Here is a 17,866-nt window from a genome sequence, read left to right on the forward strand (position 1 = left end):
AAGATTACATTTTCATTAACCAGTTTTTCATCGAAACTTCATTTTCGATAATACCTCTTAATTCAGTAATTTTTACACGGTCTTGTTTCATTGTGTCTCTATGACGAATCGTTACTGTTTCGTCTTCCAGTGTCTGGTGATCTACTGTAATACAGAAAGGCGTTCCTAAAGCATCTTGTCTTCTGTAACGACGTCCTACAGCATCTTTTTCATCATAAGCAACATTGAAGTCCCATTTCAAATCTTCGATGATTTTTCTTGAAACTTCCGGTAAACCATCTTTTTTAACTAATGGTAAAACTGCTGCTTTAGTTGGTGCTAAAACTGCCGGTAACTGTAAAACTGTTCTTGTTGAACCATCTTCTAATGTTTCTTCCTTTAATGAAGTAGCAAAAACGGCCAGGAACATACGATCCAAACCTACAGAAGTTTCTACTACGTAAGGAACATAGTTTTCGCTTAGTTCAGGATCAAAATACTGTAGTTTTCTTCCTGAGTATTCTTCGTGCGCTTTTAAATCGAAATCTGTACGAGAGTGAATTCCTTCCAATTCTTTAAATCCGAATGGGAAATTAAATTCGATATCTGCAGCGGCGTTAGCGTAGTGTGCTAATTTTTCGTGATCATGGTAACGGTAATTTTCTTTACCTAAACCTAAAGATAAATGCCATTTTAGGCGTGTTTCTTTCCAGTGCTCGTACCATTTCATTTCTTCTCCCGGACGTACAAAAAATTGCATTTCCATTTGTTCGAATTCACGCATACGGAAAATGAATTGTCTTGCAACGATTTCATTTCTGAAAGCTTTACCCGTTTGAGCAATTCCAAAAGGAACTTTCATACGACCTGATTTCTGAACATTTAAGAAGTTTACGAAAATACCCTGTGCTGTTTCCGGACGTAAATAAAGATCCATTGCATTTTCTGCAGAAGCACCCAATTTAGTTCCAAACATTAAGTTGAATTGCTTAACATCTGTCCAGTTTTTAGAACCGGTTTCAGGATCAGCGATTTCAAGCTCTTCAATTAAAGCTTTTACATCTTCAAGATCTCCATTTCCTAAAGAACGTCCTAAACGCTCTCTGATTTCTTTTTCTTTAGCCAAATATTCAATTACACGAGCATTAGTTGTAATAAACTCTTGTTCGTTGAATGCATCACCAAAACGAGCTTTTGCTTTGTCAATTTCTTTTTGTGCTTTTTGGTGAATTTTTTCAGCATAGTCTTCAACCAAAACGTCAGCTCTATATCTCTTTTTAGAATCTTTATTATCAATTAACGGATCATTGAATGCATCAACGTGGCCTGAAGCTTTCCAGGTTGTTGGATGCATCAATATTGCAGCGTCAAGGCCGACGATATTTTCATTCATCTGAACCATTGATTTCCACCAATATTCACGGATATTCTTTTTTAACTCAACTCCGTTTTGCGCATAATCATATACTGCACTTAAACCGTCGTAAACTTCGCTTGACGGAAAAATAAATCCGTACTCTTTTGCGTGCGAAACCACATTCTTAAATATATCTTCTTGTTTTGCCATAGTGATGCAAAAATATAAAAAGTACCTTTAAAAAAAAGAAAAATAATAAAGATTGAAGCATTGATTTTGTTATTTTCGTAAATAAAATCTTTCTTTTTGTGATTAATTATCTAATAAATTTGTTTTTCCCAAAAGTCTGTGACGGCTGCCGGGCTCTTTTGCTTCAAAATGAAACTGTATTTTGCACTTCCTGTCGTCACGAAATGCCTCTTACTCAATATCATTTGGATTCCAAAAATGAGGCTATAAAAAAGTTTTACGGAAAAATAGATATTCAATTTGCATCGGCTTTTTTATATTTTAATAAAAAAGGAATGGTTCAGGAACTCATTCACAACCTAAAATATAAAGGCCATCAGGAAATAGGAACTGTTTTAGGAAACTGGTATGCTGAAGATTTAAAAGAACTTCAATTCGAAATTCCTTTTGATATTGTAATTCCGGTTCCGCTTCATAAAAAGAAATTTAAAGAAAGAGGCTATAACCAGGTGACAACTTTTGGAAAAGCAATAGCGTCAGGTTTTCAAATTCCTTTTAATGAAACTATTTTGTTCCGAAAAGTATATTCCAAAACACAATCCAAGAAAAACCTCTTAGGCCGATCCGAAAATATCGATAACATTTTTGATTCAGTTTTGACAGAAGAAAATCAAAACAAACATTTTTTACTGGTTGATGATGTACTGACCACAGGAGCAACACTCGAAGCCTGTTCCAGAGCTCTACTGAAAATTCCCGGAACAAAAATCAGCATCGTTTGTATAGCGATGGCGCACTCTTGATAATAAAATTCCAATCTTTTAAATTCCAAATTCCAAAATTGAACATCGCTTATTTCAATTTGGAATTTGGAATTTGTTATTTAAAAATTTGGGATTTAATACATTCTAGTTCACCAAAATTTTCTTTATGACTCTTCTATCACCATCGGTAACAGTAACCAGATAAAGTCCTGACGGTACATTTGGTAACTGAATATCCTGAATAAAATATCCTGATCCCTGAAAAGTTTTACTGTAGACATATTTTCCTAAAATATCGTGAACATAAACTTTTACTTCTTTAACGGAATCTCTGCTAAACTGAATCGTAAAATTTCCTCTGTTTGGATTTGGAAATAATGCAAAATCAATGTTGTCAAATTCAGAAGTTCCCAGTGTATATATTTTATTGCAAATAGTAACCGAAGCCGAGTTAATTGTTCCTAATCCTCCCGCAACATTATCGCGAACTCCAAAAGTCCAGATTCCCTGAGGATTTTCGTTATTAAATGCGGTTAAGGAACTTGCCGGAATAACAATCTGACTTGTTGTAGTACCGCAGTTTAAATTCGTTCCGCTGTCATCAAACTGCAGTGCTAAAGTTGAATTGGTAGTACCGCAGCTTTTGTTAAATAAACTTACAACTGTTCCGCTTGGACTTACAATCTGCATCTCCAGATCCGAAAATCGTGCATGCGTAACATTTACCGTAACATTTACATCTGAAACTGTTCCTGTTGCAGAAGCCGGAACAGTAATCGTTTTATTAATAAATGTTGAACCGTTACCTGTTGAATAACCTCCTTCAAAATTATAAGTTGAACAAGTTGTTGCAACAGAATATCCTATAGCAAACGAAGTACTATTTACTGCATAATAAATATTATTAACAGGTTCTATTAAAAGTCTGCAATCAGTAGAAGCCTCAATATCTGATGGAACCAATATTGTTTCAGATCCGTCATTTAGGGTGTTGGATGCTAAAGTAACCGGAAATGTAGCTCCTCCGTCTAAGGATAATTTTATATTAACATTGGATGAACCCGGAAGATTATTGGTATTATTTACACTCCAGCTTATAGTTTGTACCGATCCTTTGTCCCATGCAACATCTCCGCTATTTTGTGAAATTATTGCAAAAGGTCCCGCGGCAGCACTAACAGTAACCACCATCGCATCTGTATTTGTCTGAGCAGTTCCGTCGGGAGCATTGTCTCTTGCTGTTAAAGTAAAATTCATTGTTTTTGCGATGGAAGAAACCGATTCCCATTTTGTTGTCAAAGCATTACTTAATACAGAACTGAAAGCAGGCATATAACGAACCGGAGAATTTGTAGGAGCCAGAGATCTAAACATTGGTCCGTTAGGTTTTGTTGCATATGCTATACTATTTGTTCCGGAAGTACTAGTGGCATTATCATATTGTTCCCAGGTGTAACTTAAAGTCCTTCCTTCAGGATCAGACCCTGTTCCCTTTAATATAAAAGGTGTACTTATTGGAATTGTATAATCAGCACCTGCATCTATAATTGGCGGATTATTAGTTATTGGTGTAGAGACCGGACAAGTTTTTGTTGCCAAATTATTCTGAATCTGATTGATACTGGCATAAGAAAAGTAATCATCAGAGTTATTCTGAACATCATAATCTGTTACGCCGGCATAAGCCATAATCGTAGATCCGCTTCCTGGCTCATAGCTTGTTCCAAGTCCTTCTAATACATATGAGAAAGTATGAGAACCACCCAATTGATGTCCCATTTCGTGAGCAACAAAATCAATATCAAAAGTATCTCCTTCCGGTCTTCTATTTGATGGCGAAGTAAATGCACTTCCTTTTCCATAGGGTTGTGAAGAGGTTGGATCTACACAGACGCAACCTATACAATGCGCGTTACCGCCTCCGCCTGATGCACCGAACAAATGTCCAATATCGTAATTTGTATTTCCAATCACATTGGTTAAAGTAGTCTGAACTTCCTGCCCCCATGTTCCGCCTTCTTTTGCACCATCAGCGGCAATAGAATAAGGATCTGTAGAAGCATCGGTATAGATAACTGCATCATTATTTGCAATTAAAACTAATCTTACAGCAAGGTCTCTCTCAAAAATTCCATTAACACGGGTTAAAGTTGCATTCATACCAGTCAATGCTCCGGCTTTTGTTCCGCCAAAATAAACTGCATATTCTCCTGTACAGGATAAAGCCAAACGAAGCGTTTTAAATTGTTTGGCACTCGAAGCCGTTTTTGCGGTAGTTGATGTTTTACTTTCAGAAATTGAATTAATAGTTTTACATTCTAAACGTGATTTTGAAGCCGCATTATCTTCTGATTTAAATACAACATATTCTGATTTATTATCCGGATTTTGCTCAATATATTCTGTGGGTTTATCTCCACGAAAAACCATGGTTTGCATTCCTGTTGGTGCAACACTAAAATGAATTTTAGCATTTTTATCATTAATTCCCCTTCCTTTATAAGCTCTAATTTCGGGATATTTAGCCTGCAATTCCGGATCAAAATTAGAAGATTCCCAAACCACAAAACGCTCTAACTCTCCATTGACATTCGGAATCGTGATTTCTGTTTCGGTAGCAGATGCCATTTTACTGGTCGTCGAAGCCAATTTGGCGGTAAGTAAATTTGCATTTAATTTAAAATACAATTTACCCGAATCTGAAATATTTGACTTTTGCGAAAGCGATGATGATGAAGTTACTTTCTGCCACAAAATATCATTTTGAGCGTTTGTCGCTATAGAACAGAAAATAAAAAATATATAAAGTAATTGTTTTCTCATACCTCTAAATTATTATATCAAAATTACTCCAATTAATTTAGATTGTGCAATATATAAGACAATTAATGTAATTTGATCGACGAGTCGGCTTTATTTTCACAAAAAGAAACTAAACTTGATTAATAATTCAATTTCTCACTATTAAATTTAAGACAGAATAGTATAAATTTGCAGCATCTTAAATAATTTGTTTTGAAGCTCTTTCATTCTATAAACGATTTTCAGTCAACCAAGAAAACAATACTAACTCTTGGTACCTTTGACGGCGTGCATATTGGTCACAAAAAAATTCTGGAACGCATTACACAAAATACTGAAAACGGGAAATACGAAAGTCTGGTTCTTACCTTTTTTCCGCATCCAAGAATGGTACTTCAGGAAAAATCAGAAATAAAATTACTCAATACTATTAGCGAAAAAACAGAACTTCTTGAAGCAACAGGCATTGAAAATTTGGTTGTTCATCCGTTCAACGAAAGCTTTTCAAGATTGACTGCCGAAGAATTTGTGCACACTATTCTGGTGGATAAATTTCAAATCCAAAAAATCATTATTGGACATGATCATCGTTTTGGGCGAAACCGAACTGCCAATATTGATGATTTAATTGCTTTTGGTGCGGCGTACGGATTTGAAGTAGAGCAAATTTCTGCCAAAGAGATTCAGGATGTTTCTGTAAGTTCAACCAAAATCAGAAAAGCTTTAAACGAAGGCAATATGGCATTGGCAAATGAATATTTAGGATATGATTATTTCCTGAACGGAACTGTCGTAAAAGGAAAACAACTAGGCAGAACAATCGGATTTCCAACTGCAAACATTCATATTGAGGAAGATTATAAACTAATTCCGAAAATTGGTGTTTATGTCGTAAAAGCTGTTGTAAAGAGTGAAACTGTCTTTGGAATGATGAATATTGGTTTTAATCCAACTGTTAATGGTGACAGACAGACAATCGAAGTTCATCTTTTTGACTTTGATCAGGATATTTATGACCAAAACATCAAAGTTTCTTTATTGCATTATATTCGTGAAGAGCAAAAATTTGGCTCGGTAGATGCCTTAAAAGCACAACTTCATCAGGATCAGATCGAAGCTTTGGCCTTTGTAAATCTTCTTTAAAAATCGAAACCAATAGTTTTTGCTATTTTTAAATCATCGTAGTTATTTTTTTAGTAAATTTGATAGAACACTGTTTTTCAAATATTTACTATTAACTTCTTTAAAAGTAACCACTATGAAACTACCTAAAGAAATTACCAACGGTTTTTTGATTTTTCTCGGAATAGGCATTTACTTTTTACTAATGAATGTTTTGGGTTTAGCAGATTTGTTTTACTTAAGAACACTTAATGTATTTTTTATATTTTACGGTGTTAACAGGACAATGCAAATGAACCTTCATGAAGGAGAAACCAATTTTGTATCAAACGCTGTTTCTGCAATGGCCACTTCGGTTGTCGGAGTATCATTAAGCGTATTTGGATTATTAGTCTACAGTTACGCCCGAGGCGGAGATGCTTATGTGAGAACTTTATCTGAAACATTTATGTTTGGAGGAAATCCTTCCGTACCAACGTATTGCATTTGTTTATTATTTGAAGGAATTGCTTCGTCTGTAATCGTAACCTTAATGATGATGCTTTATTGGAATAACAAATATGCAGCTGATTAAGTAATCAGAATAAAAACAACTTTTTGAACACTCAATAATCATAGAATTAAGAAATTTTATGATTATTGAGTGTTTCTTTTTTGAAAAAAACATACAAATATCCATTTCTGAAAGCTCACGGCGTGCGGTATCATAATTTACTTACTTTTAATACTCCAACAAAAAACAAATTATTCATGAGTATTAAAAAACACAACTGGACAAAAGATGAAATCATATCCATCTATAACAAACCTTTGATGGATTTGCTTTATGAAGCGGCAACAATTCACAGAGAACAGCACGATCCCAATGTTGTTCAGGTATCTACTTTACTTTCTATAAAAACGGGCGGTTGTCCAGAAGACTGCGGTTATTGTCCACAAGCTGCTAGATATAATACAGGAGTTGAAGGAAATGATTTAATGACTGTAAGTCAAGTGAAGGCTCAGGCATTAAGAGCAAAATCAAACGGATCGTCACGTGTCTGCATGGGCGCAGCCTGGAGAAATGTAAAAGATGGCGAAGAGTTTGATCAGGTTTTAGAAATGGTCCGTACCATCAATAAACTGGATATGGAAGTTTGCTGCACTTTAGGAATGTTAACTGAAAATCAGGCAAAACGTCTGGCAGAAGCCGGTTTGTATGCTTACAATCATAATTTAGATACTTCTGAAGAATATTATAAAGATGTCATTTCAACACGTGGTTTTGAAGATCGTCTACAGACTATCGAAAATGTTCGTAAAACCAATGTTACCGTTTGCAGCGGTGGCATTATTGGAATGGGAGAAAGTATCGAAGACCGAGCTGGAATGCTTGTAGCACTTTCCACTTTAAATCCGCAGCCAGAATCAGTTCCCATAAACGCTTTAGTTGCTGTTGAAGGAACTCCAATGGAAGAAGAACAACCAGTTGAAATCTGGGAGATGATTCGAATGGTGGCTACCACAAGAATTGTAATGCCAGAAACACAAGTTCGATTATCAGCAGGAAGAACCAATATGTCACGCGAAGGTCAAACTATGTGTTTTTTCGCAGGAGCAAATTCAATATTTGCGGGAGACAAATTACTTACTACACCAAATCCAGATGTAAATGAAGATATGAAAATGTTTGAAACTCTGGGAATGGTTGCTCAAAAACCTTTTATAAAAATAATGCAACCCAAAACGGTTGAAGCTGCAGATTCTCAATTTAATGATCTAGGCGAAAAACCGAAATGGTCAAGACCAAAACATACAATTGCAAGAAATATTGAGGCATCGATTAAATCAAAAATTTAGTCAAAAGAGTTCATAAATCTCATTAAATATTCCTAAATTGCTTGTAGCTCAGAGTTATAAGCAATTTTTTTTATTAGAAAATGAAATTAAAACAAATAGAAAGGGTCAAAAAAATCTCCAAAGAAGATTTTATTTCCCAATATGTAAAAAAACAAATTCCCGTTGTTGTTGAAGAGTTGACCGAGGACTGGCCAGCCTATCAAAAATGGAAATTATCTTATATTAATGATATCGCCGGTGATATTACAGTTTCTTTATATGATGACCGCCCTGTAAACCACGAGGAAGGATTTAATCAGGCTCATTTAAAAATGAAGATGAGTGATTATATTAATCTATTAGAATCGAAACCTACCAATTACCGCATTTTTCTTTATAATTTAATGAAAGATGTTCCAACCTTAAAAAATGATTTTTTATGGCCGGATATTGGTTTAAAACTGGTTAAACAATTGCCGATGTTGTTTTTTGGAGGAGAAAATGCCAGAGTCTTTATGCATTATGATATTGATTACTCTAATATCCTGCATTTTCATTTCCACGGAGAAAAGCAATGTATGATTTTTGCTCCCGATCAGTCCAAATACATGTATAAAGTTCCACATGCGCTGATTTCGAGAGAAGACATTGATTTTGACAATCCTGATTACGAAAAATTTCCGGCCCTGAAAAATGCAGAAGGCTTTATCACCAATCTAAAACACGGAGAAATGCTTTATATGCCGGAAGGATATTGGCACTACATGAAATATTTAACTCCCGGATTTTCAATGAGTCTTCGCGCATTTCCAAGGAATATTGCTAATTTATCCAAAGCAGCTTACAATGTTTTTATTATGCGCCATTTTGATATTATGATGCGAAAAATCAAAGGTCAAAAATGGATTGATTATAAAAATGAAAAAGCGATAACAAATACACATGAAAATCTGAGGCGTTCAGCATAATCATAAAAAAGGCGGTTGAAATTTTTAAATTCCAATCGCCTTTTTTTATTTAGTTAAAGATTATTTTTTTCGTTATCGTCTGATCATTATCTAATGTTACTTTTACCAGTAAAACCTGCGGCCCGGATCTCAGATTTGTAATACGCCATTCTTTATTATCAATTCCCTTTTTATTGTATAATAATTTACCGCCAACATCATAAATCGAAGTTTCTTGTAATTTATCATAATCTGAAAAGGATTGCAGTGTGATAATTTTATCTTTTACCGAAACAGAAATACTGTTTTCTAAACTGCTAAAATCTTCGTTTCCTAAAGTATCATTTGGATCTGTATAGCGCAGTACAAAACGTTTATAAAAATTCCCTGTAGCTGTTGTAAAAGTATAGTTTCCAGTTGTAAGATTGTGCACTTTCTTGGTTACATTATCCTGAAGATAAATTGCCTGAGTATTTAAGCTTCCATCAGCATGGTCAATGGCAATTGTAAATTCACCTTGTATCGCTGATCGATATCCTAACGGAATTGTATCGGAAACTGTGAAAGGAAGTGCTCTTCCCTGAATTGCCAGTTTTTTGTTTTCATTTATGCTATAAAAATCTATTGTAGGATGAGCGTCCATACTCATTGCATCAAAATTGTTGTCCCAGAAATTTGTAGCTCCGGTTGCATATCCTATTAAAAGTTGTTTAAATGCTCCCTGATTATTGTATAAATTTAACCAGACTCTATGTCTTTCTATTGTAATGGTTTCGCTTGATTTAAAAAACTGAGAGTTATTTCCGGATACTCGCATCGAATTGGTAAAAAGCGATTTCTGATTGGTTCTTGCTTTAACCATAAAACCTTGTCCTGCCGCAATATATCCTTGTGGCACACTTTGATTTCCCGGATTAGGTGATGGAGTTCCGCTCATTCCACCAACAACTATACTTCCGGATAAATTATAAATCGCAAAATCATCATTGCTATAATGATACAATCCGTCGCCGGAAGAGTCTTGTTTTGGCAGTGAATTATGTGTCCAAAAATATAATGTTCCATAAATATTAGCCGAATTGTCATGAATAAACTGATCTGCATAAATTGCAGAAGGATACGGATTACCATAAACACTGAATTTCTCTGCAACTACATCAGGACCTAAAATATCTCCATTATTTGGAACACCGGTAAACTGACCCGGGAAAACCTGAGGTATATTGATATCATAAGGTTGTGGTGCCCTAACACCATAACCTGTCCCTTTTATCATTTCCTGATTTCCATTATAAATTACGACCCATCCAAGCATTGGATCATATCTAAGAAATTTATCTCCTAATGTAGCTGGCGAAAAATCATACAGTTTAAATGCCGGAACTCTAGTCACCGGAGATGACCAATACGTACCATCATAACGTCGTACTGGCTGAGAATTTCTTTTATAAATAATGTTTCCGGTATTAACCGCATTAGTAGTCTGCAATAAACTTGAGTTATTTTCGAAAGTTAATATTCCCCCACTATTGGTAACTGCATTTGTAATCGTCAAGGTATGATTAGAATTCACTGTAACATTAACGCCAGAATCCACCAAACAAGAACAACCATTCAGGTTACCAGTAGTTGAATAATTCCCTGAAAAACGAATAGCATCAGTTAATACCGGTTCACTTCCTTTTGACCAGGAAGTGCCATTCCAAGTATTTGTTACCGGAGGTAAAATTTCAACATTTGCAGTTGGTACTGAAGGACAGCCAGAAGCATCCTGAATAGTAAAACTGTAAGTTCCCGGACTCAAATTTGAAACTGTGTAAGTTGTTCCTGATGGGGTATAAGTTTGAGAAACCGTTCCATATTGTGTTATTAAATTATTTGGTGTTGAAATTAAGCTATTTAGAACAATACTTCCAGTTGGAGTTACACAAGTTGGCTGCGTAACTGTTCCAATTACAGGTGTAGAAGGTAATGGATTCACAGTAATCGTTGCCGATGCTCCTGTAAAGCCTGTAGTCCTAACACAGGTATTGGCTCCCGTTACGGAAATTAAAGTATAATTTGTAGTTGCGGTAACAGGATTGATCACTGTATTGAATGGTGTACCGCTTGCTACATTATTGACAGTACGGTTCGCTGTTCCGTCATTATAAACAACTGTAAATGGTCCCGTTCCTGTGCTTGCTGTAAAAGTCAGTTGTCCAGTGCCTGTTGCACAAAATGGACCGTTGGCTGTCAAGCTTCCCTGTGGAAGGGGATTCACTGTAATTGTTGCCGATGCTCCTGTAAAACCAGAACTTCGCACACAAGAATTAGCTCCCGTAACGGAAACTAAAGTGTAATTTGTAGTTGCGGTAACAGGATTGATCACTGTATTGAATGGTGTACCGCTTGCTACATTATTGACAGTACGGTTCGCTGTTCCGTCATTATAAACAACTGTAAATGGTCCCGTTCCTGTGCTTGCCGTGAAAGTAAGCTGTCCACTACCTGTTTCACAAAATGGACCGTTGGCTGTCAAGCTTCCCTGAGGCAGAGGAGTTATGTTAATTGTCGCTGAAGGTCCTGTAAAACCTGTATTTCTAACACATGTATTTGCTCCCGTTACTGAAACTAGTGTATATGATGTTGTACTTGTAACCGGAGTTGTAAAGGTATTGAATGGAATACCGCTCACAACGCCTGCAACAGTTCGGTCTGCAGTCCCGTCATTGTAAACTACTGTATAGGGCCCCGTTCCTGCACTTGCCGTGAAAGTCAGCTGTCCGGCACCTGTAACACAAAATGGCCCGTTTGCGGTTAAACTTCCCTGAGGCAGAGGATTTATGTTAATTGTCGCTGAAGGTCCTGTAAAACCTGTATTTCTAACACAGGTATTGGCTCCCGTTACTGAAACTAGTGTGTATGATGTTGTACTTGTAACCGGAGTTGTAAAGGTATTAAATGGAGTACCGCTCACAACGCCTGTAACAGTTCGGTCTGCAGTCCCGTCATTATAAACAACTGTAAATGGTCCCGTTCCTGTGCTTGCCGTGAAAGTAAGCTGTCCAGTACCTGTTTCACAAAATGGACCGTTGGCTGTCAAGCTTCCCTGTGGTAAAGGATTTACAGTAACAGTTGTTGGATTTGAATTTACAGCAGAACATGTTCCGCTTTGAAGTACAGCTCTAAACTGAGTTGTTTGTGTTAAAGGTCCTGAAGTATAAGTCGTAGACGTGTTTGCTATATCCGTAGATGTAGCAAAAGAATCAGTAGAGGATTGCCATTTTAAAATGGTTCCTGTATGACCTGCTAATGTTAATGCTGCACTTGTCGCTCCTGAACAGATTGTTGTTCCTCCACTCACACTACCTCCAACTGTTGCAGGTGAAACAGTAACTGTTGAAGTACTATTTATATTAGAAGAACATACACCTGATGTTAAATTAGTTACTGTTATAGTACTAGTTCCTACCGTTGTTAAACCTGAAGCCTGAAAATTTAACGAACCTGCTGTAATTACTGTAACTACGACTGTTTGCCCCGTTTGGGCAGGATTGGTTGTATTATACTTTACAACGTAAGGACCAACCGGTAAACCCGCTGGGGTTGATGCGAGTGTAACTGAAGATGTTCCTGATGTTACACAAACATTTGATGCTGATATTGAACTTACACTGTAAGTTGGACAAGTATAAGTTACATTTACGCGACCCGCAGCTCCGTTGCCCCCAGATTGCGCAGCAGATCCTGATAAATGTAATCCACCACTTCCACCACCACCTGGCGGGGTACCTGGCTGCCCTGGACCAAGTCCTAACAAAATACTTCCTGCTGCCGGGCCTCCCGCTCCTCCTGCGGTTCCTCCTGCTTTTCCTCCCGCTCCTGAAGTTGACAATAGATTTAATACACCAACAGCTCCATCACCTCCAGGATTTCCAGCTGTCGTTGTTATAGAACCTTTAGATACCGTACTTGACCCTCCAGCACCTCCTGTTGGGGTTACTGTACCAGAATAAGCTGGACCACCGCTACCGCCTGCCGCAAAAAAAACGCCTTCATATCCTTGAATATAAGAATTTCCTCCATTCCCTCCTGATCCTGTATTACCCAGAACTGTGGGAGCCACTTTAATCTGAAGGGTTGTTCCTGCTGTAACTGATATTGCTCCTTGAGCATAAGCGCCACCTCCGCCACCTGCACCACTTCTTCCCGTTAATATAACCGAATTACTTGCGCCTCCTCCTGCTCCACCAGCCCCCCAACCTTCAACATTCATACTAAGAACACCGGCAGGAACTACTATTGTGCCATCAGCATTAAATGGGGGATGTTGCGCCCATAACGAAATGTAAAAAAGAATAAAGAATAAAGAGAGTTTTACCTTCGAGCTAGAAACTTTAGAATGTAGATTCGTTAAAGAAAAACGAAAGAGCAAAAATTTAGGTAAAATCAACGAGGCAGGTATTTTTTTTTTCATCGTACTATTTTTTAAATTATATAGAAAAGATTCAAATCAAATAAACTCTGATCGCTCTGAAATTCTAAATACCTTAAAAAAATAAATGCTGACTTGAGGATAGTAGCTCAAAATCAAAACAGAAAATAATAAAATGCAGTTTTTTTTAAGTGGTATTTAAAAAAGCAATCTTATTTCGGCTGGTAAAACATTAAATACAATTCAGTTTTAAAGGGATAAAAAGAAATGCATTTCAACGGGCTTTTAAGTCTTTTGTCGAGTAATTATCACAACAAGGTACGATTTTATTTACAGCAAAACTCACAATGTAGTATTAAACATATATATTTAACAGTCAAAACTCAAAAAATACAAAAAATAAGAAAAAACTGTTAATTTTTAAAAATAACAAACCCAAAACACTGAAAAACAATAAATTAAATAAAAACAAAAAACTTTTACAGAATATGTAAAAGCCTTTTTATAAATAAAAAAAATCGGAATCAAAAAATCACTTTTGCAGTGGTAGAATAACCATTTTCACAAGTTGCTTTTACCAACAAAACCTGATGAGAAGAAACTAAATCTGAAATGGTCAGCTTCTTTGTTTTTAGTTTTTCTTTTCGATACAACTCATTTCCTGAAATATCATATATTTTGATTTCACTAATATTTTCATCCAAAGATCCAATCGAAATAATATGATTTTTTACTGCTATTACAACTTCTTCTGTTTTCTTTCTGTTTGTTGAAATTCCAAGAACATTGCTGCTATAAATTATAGAAAAACGTTTATTAAAAGTTCCTGCTTCCGATACGAATTGATAGGGAAGTTCACTAAGATTATGCACTTTCTCTAATGTTTTATCTACTAAAAAAATAGAGACTCCATCAAAGAATTTGTCCTGATGATCGATTTCCAAATACAAGGTTCCTTTTACACTGGCTTTATATCCCAAAATAATTGAATCGCTTTCGCTAAATGGCATTGCCCTTCCCTGAATAGCCAATTTTTCATTTGTTGCAATACTGTAAAAATCTAATCTTTGACCTGAACTCAAAAACTCTGCATCATAGTTTAAATCCAGATCATTAGTAGCTTCGTTTGCGTACCCTAGCAAAGTTTGTTTAAATCCTCCTTCATTATCTCTGAGATTTAGCCAAAACCGATATTTCTCCTCTGGATAGCTCTCTTTTTTTGAATCATTAGCATACTTAAAAAAAGAACTATTGCTTCCGGAAATTCTCATGTTGTTATTGAACTCTATGGTACCTGCAGTATTGCTTTTTACAAAAAATCCCTGCCCGGAAGCAATAGTGCCATCGGGAGCATTATTACTCACTCCAGAATTTAGAGCCCTTGTTCCAACACCTCCCAAAAGATTATAAGTCGCAAAACTATCATCAGAATAAATATTATTTACAGGAGGCTGATTATGAGTCCAAAAATAAAGTGCTCCTTTTGTTTTTGTAGAATTGCATTTTAAAAAAGCATCTGCACTGATTGCAGAAGGATAGGGGTTACCTAATAAATAGCTTTTATTAGGTATTTCAAAATCAACTTCTACTTTCCCATTATTAGGAATCCCTTTAAATGTCCCCTGGAATATTACACGATCTGTAATGGAATAATTTTGAGGTGCTCTTACTCCATAACCATGTCCGGGAATCATAGTCATGGTTCCATTATAGTTTGTAACCCATCCCGAAACCGGATCGTACCAATAGTATTTATCTCCAAGGGTTTCGGGTGACAGATCAAACAACTTCTGATTATTTACAGGTGATGACCAGTATGTTCCATCGTATCGTATTACCGGAGTAGTATTTCTTTTTAGATGAATAATCCCTGTGTTTATCATATCATCGTCTGTCTGATATAAACTGGCAGCATTTTCTAAAACCAAAACACCAGAACCTGTATAACTAAATTCGATTTCTAAGGTATTTTTCTCCAGCAAAACAACTGTCTTGTTTTCTTCAATATTACAACCACACATTTTTGTCGAGATTAAACCGGAATAGTTTTCTTTAAAATAAACATCTTTTCCAACCGAAGGAAATCCATTTGACCATGTCGTTCCATCCCAAATTGTGATATTTACACAGAGTTTCAGGCGTGCAATTCTATGTTTTGAAATATTAGAAACGGAATTGAAATTACCTCCGATTAACAATTTATAATCCTCTGTAAAATTCATCGCAAAAAGCGTATTATTTAAAGGCGCAGTAAAAGAATTATCAAAAGATCCAGAAGGCATTAATCTAATAAGACGGGAGACAGCCAAATTTTTGTAGGTGCCGGAAAGAGCACCTCCAACCAATATTCTTTCGTCAGGTTGTATTAAAATAGTTCTGACATCCCCTTTAGTAAAACCACCCCCCGATTCAAAACTAGTATCCAAACTTCCATCACTATTTAATCGAAGGATTCTCTTTTGTGCTATTTTGTTAAAAGTTAAAAATGAACCTCCAACTATGATTTTTTGATCTGGCTGTACTGCAATTGCATAAACATTTTTATCAAAACCTTCTTGATTATTAAATCCGAGTTCTGTACTTCCATCAGAATTTAAACGTACGAGGCCTGCAAAAGGCAAATTATTAAAGTTTTTAAAACGACCTCCCACTAAAATTTTACCATCAGACTGCAATACTATTACTTCGATAATTCCATCTGCTCCTGCACCTGTATTAAAACTTAAATCTTTTGATCCGTCAGGAAGTAATCTTACGATTCTAACCGCATTTACTGTTGAACCATTGTATTTTGTAAAACCTCCAGCGACCACTATTTTTTGGTCACTCTGAACCGCCATGGAATAAACTTGTCCGTTAAATCCTTCTCCTACATTAAAAGAATCATCAATTTGTCCATTTAGGTCAATTCTAACTATTCTATTAGTGGTAATATCATTATATTTTGTAAAATTTCCTCCTAAAACTATTTTATCATCTGATTGTTGAACAATTGCTTTTATCAAATTATTTGCTCCTGATTTTTCTGAATTAAAATCGGAATCAATAGAGCCATTTTCTAAAAGACGGGTAATTCTGGAAGCCGTTTCCCCATTAAACTTTTTAAAATTGCCACCAATAATAGATTTCTTATCAGAAAGAGGTAAAATGCTTAAAACTGAATTATCAAATCCTATTCCTGAAGCTAAGTAGGCTGTATCATGTTCTCCTTCGTTATCAATTTTAGCCAGTCTTCCTTGATTTAACCCATCAAAAACAGAAAAAGATCCTCCAACAAACCAAGAACCTTCTTCATCAAATTCTAAACTTAAAACAGAAGCAGAAGCGGGCCCTGAACCAATGTCAAAATCTGATTTCAGTGTTCCGTCTGCATTTAGAAAAACAAGTCTGTTAACCTGTTTATTATTGTAAAGACCTGTAAAAGATCCTCCAACCATTATGTCTCCGTTTGGATTTACTTTTAATACCTGAACGCCTTCTTTACTAAAACCGCTACCTGTTTCAAAGCTCTCATCTCTGGTACCATCTTCATTTAAGCAAATTATTCTATTGGCTGTAAAATCCTTGTAGGTTGTAAAATTGCCTCCTAGCAGTATCTTTCCATCAGATCGTAAGGCAATGGTATTTACATCATCATTAAAACCTGTACCAATCTTAAAATCCTCATCGTAGCTACCGTTCGGATTTAACTGAATAATTCTATTAGCTGATTTTCCATTAAACGCTGTAAAATTTCCTGTCAGAATCACTTTTTGACTCGAAGTAACACAAGCGTGTGTAATATTAAGAGTAGAACCGGAACCTGTCAGAAATGAAGAATCGAGTGCCCCGTTTGGAAAGAGACGCGCCACCCGATTGACTGTAGTATTATTGTATTTTGTAAAACTTCCGACAATAATTATTTTTCCATCAGACTGCCTTGCAATGTCATAAATAATTCCAGTGGCTGCTCCCACAGTTGTACTAAAACTATCGTCATAGGAACCATCAGGATTTAGACGAATAAGTCTTCCAACTGTAGTTCCATTATAACTTGTAAAATTTCCTCCCAAAATAATCTTTCCATCATCTTGCAAATAAGAGGCATAAATTTTACCATTAAAACCAGTCCCTGTATTAAAGCTTTCGTCTATTGATCCGTCAGGATTGAGACGAGTAATATAAGAAACAGGAACTCCATTTAGACTTAAGAAATCTCCACCCACAATTAAACTACCGTCTTCTTGCAAAAGTAAAGTTCTTACAGCAGCATTAAATCCGTCTCCGATTTGCCCGTCATCTTTGGTATTAAAAGTAATGTCTACTTTACCCTGTTGAGCGAAAAGATTCTCTTTGGAAAAAAATCCAAGAATCAAAATCAATAAATAAAATACTTTTTTTATCAAAATAATATAATTAGAGTTAATTTTTGTAAGAATTAAACTAAAATTATAAAGTATTAATAAAAAGTACAATACCGTAATTTAGGGAT

9 protein-coding genes are annotated in these 17,866 nt (G+C 35.8%); 5 read left to right on the plus strand and 4 right to left on the minus strand.

The genetic code is table 11. The annotated features are described in order from the left end of the window. Window positions 1-4: 4 nt before the first annotated feature. The gene (locus HYN56_RS03960; protein WP_109190993.1) at window positions 5-1,546 is read right to left on the minus strand and encodes a glycine--tRNA ligase; all 1,542 of its coding nucleotides are present in this window, start codon (window positions 1,544-1,546) and stop codon (window positions 5-7) included. 98 nt (window positions 1,547-1,644) lie between these two features. Between HYN56_RS03960 and HYN56_RS03965 the strand changes: the two genes are divergently transcribed. Beyond that, entirely contained in the window at window positions 1,645-2,328 is a 684-nt protein-coding gene (locus HYN56_RS03965; protein ID WP_240622654.1) for a ComF family protein, read from the plus strand. Window positions 2,329-2,433: 105 nt separating this feature from the next. On the opposite strand, the gene HYN56_RS03970 is transcribed toward HYN56_RS03965, so the two are convergent. Further along, window positions 2,434-5,112 carry a zinc-dependent metalloprotease gene (locus tag HYN56_RS03970; RefSeq protein WP_109190995.1) on the minus strand — a complete coding sequence of 893 codons (2,679 nt, stop codon included), beginning with the start codon at window positions 5,110-5,112 and terminating at the stop codon, window positions 2,434-2,436. 192 nt (window positions 5,113-5,304) lie between these two features. Between HYN56_RS03970 and HYN56_RS03975 the strand changes: the two genes are divergently transcribed. From HYN56_RS03975 to HYN56_RS03990, 4 genes are all read left to right on the plus strand, one after another. Next, entirely contained in the window at window positions 5,305-6,234 is a 930-nt protein-coding gene (locus HYN56_RS03975; protein ID WP_109190996.1) for a bifunctional riboflavin kinase/FAD synthetase, read from the plus strand. A 115-nt stretch (window positions 6,235-6,349) separates the two neighbouring features. Then, the gene (locus HYN56_RS03980) at window positions 6,350-6,787 is read left to right on the plus strand and encodes a hypothetical protein (RefSeq protein WP_109190997.1); all 438 of its coding nucleotides are present in this window, start codon (window positions 6,350-6,352) and stop codon (window positions 6,785-6,787) included. 176 nt (window positions 6,788-6,963) lie between these two features. Continuing rightward, entirely contained in the window at window positions 6,964-8,052 is a 1,089-nt protein-coding gene (gene bioB, locus HYN56_RS03985; RefSeq protein WP_109194714.1) for a biotin synthase BioB, read from the plus strand. Between the two features lie 80 nt (window positions 8,053-8,132). After that, window positions 8,133-8,999: a cupin-like domain-containing protein gene (locus HYN56_RS03990; RefSeq protein WP_109190998.1), complete on the plus strand. Its 867-nt coding sequence runs from the start codon at window positions 8,133-8,135 to the stop codon at window positions 8,997-8,999. 49 nt (window positions 9,000-9,048) lie between these two features. On the opposite strand, the gene HYN56_RS03995 is transcribed toward HYN56_RS03990, so the two are convergent. Together HYN56_RS03995 and HYN56_RS04000 are read right to left on the minus strand one after the other, a co-directional pair. Continuing rightward, on the minus strand, window positions 9,049-13,437 hold the full coding sequence (locus HYN56_RS03995; protein ID WP_109190999.1) for a T9SS sorting signal type C domain-containing protein: 4,389 nt from the start codon (window positions 13,435-13,437) through the stop codon (window positions 9,049-9,051). A gap of 482 nt (window positions 13,438-13,919) precedes the next feature. Continuing rightward, a complete protein-coding gene (locus HYN56_RS04000; RefSeq protein ID WP_240622655.1) occupies window positions 13,920-17,780 on the minus strand; it encodes a T9SS sorting signal type C domain-containing protein in 3,861 nt (1,286 codons plus the stop codon). Between the last annotated feature and the right edge of the window lie 86 nt (window positions 17,781-17,866).

Origin of the sequence: Flavobacterium crocinum (assembly GCF_003122385.1) — a bacterium.
GTDB lineage: Bacteria > Bacteroidota > Bacteroidia > Flavobacteriales > Flavobacteriaceae > Flavobacterium > Flavobacterium crocinum.

Bases quoted from the DNA above. Each gene is read 5' to 3' on its own strand.
- HYN56_RS03960 (WP_109190993.1), bottom strand. From the start codon at position 1,546: ATGGCAAAACAAGAAGATATATTTAAGAATGTGGTTTCGCACGCAAAA.
- HYN56_RS03970 (WP_109190995.1), bottom strand. From the start codon at position 5,112: ATGAGAAAACAATTACTTTATATATTTTTTATTTTCTGTTCTATAGCG.
- HYN56_RS03980 (WP_109190997.1), top strand. From the start codon at position 6,350: ATGAAACTACCTAAAGAAATTACCAACGGTTTTTTGATTTTTCTCGGA.
- bioB (WP_109194714.1), top strand. From the start codon at position 6,964: ATGAGTATTAAAAAACACAACTGGACAAAAGATGAAATCATATCCATC.
- HYN56_RS03990 (WP_109190998.1), top strand. From the start codon at position 8,133: ATGAAATTAAAACAAATAGAAAGGGTCAAAAAAATCTCCAAAGAAGAT.
- HYN56_RS03995 (WP_109190999.1), bottom strand. From the start codon at position 13,437: ATGAAAAAAAAAATACCTGCCTCGTTGATTTTACCTAAATTTTTGCTC.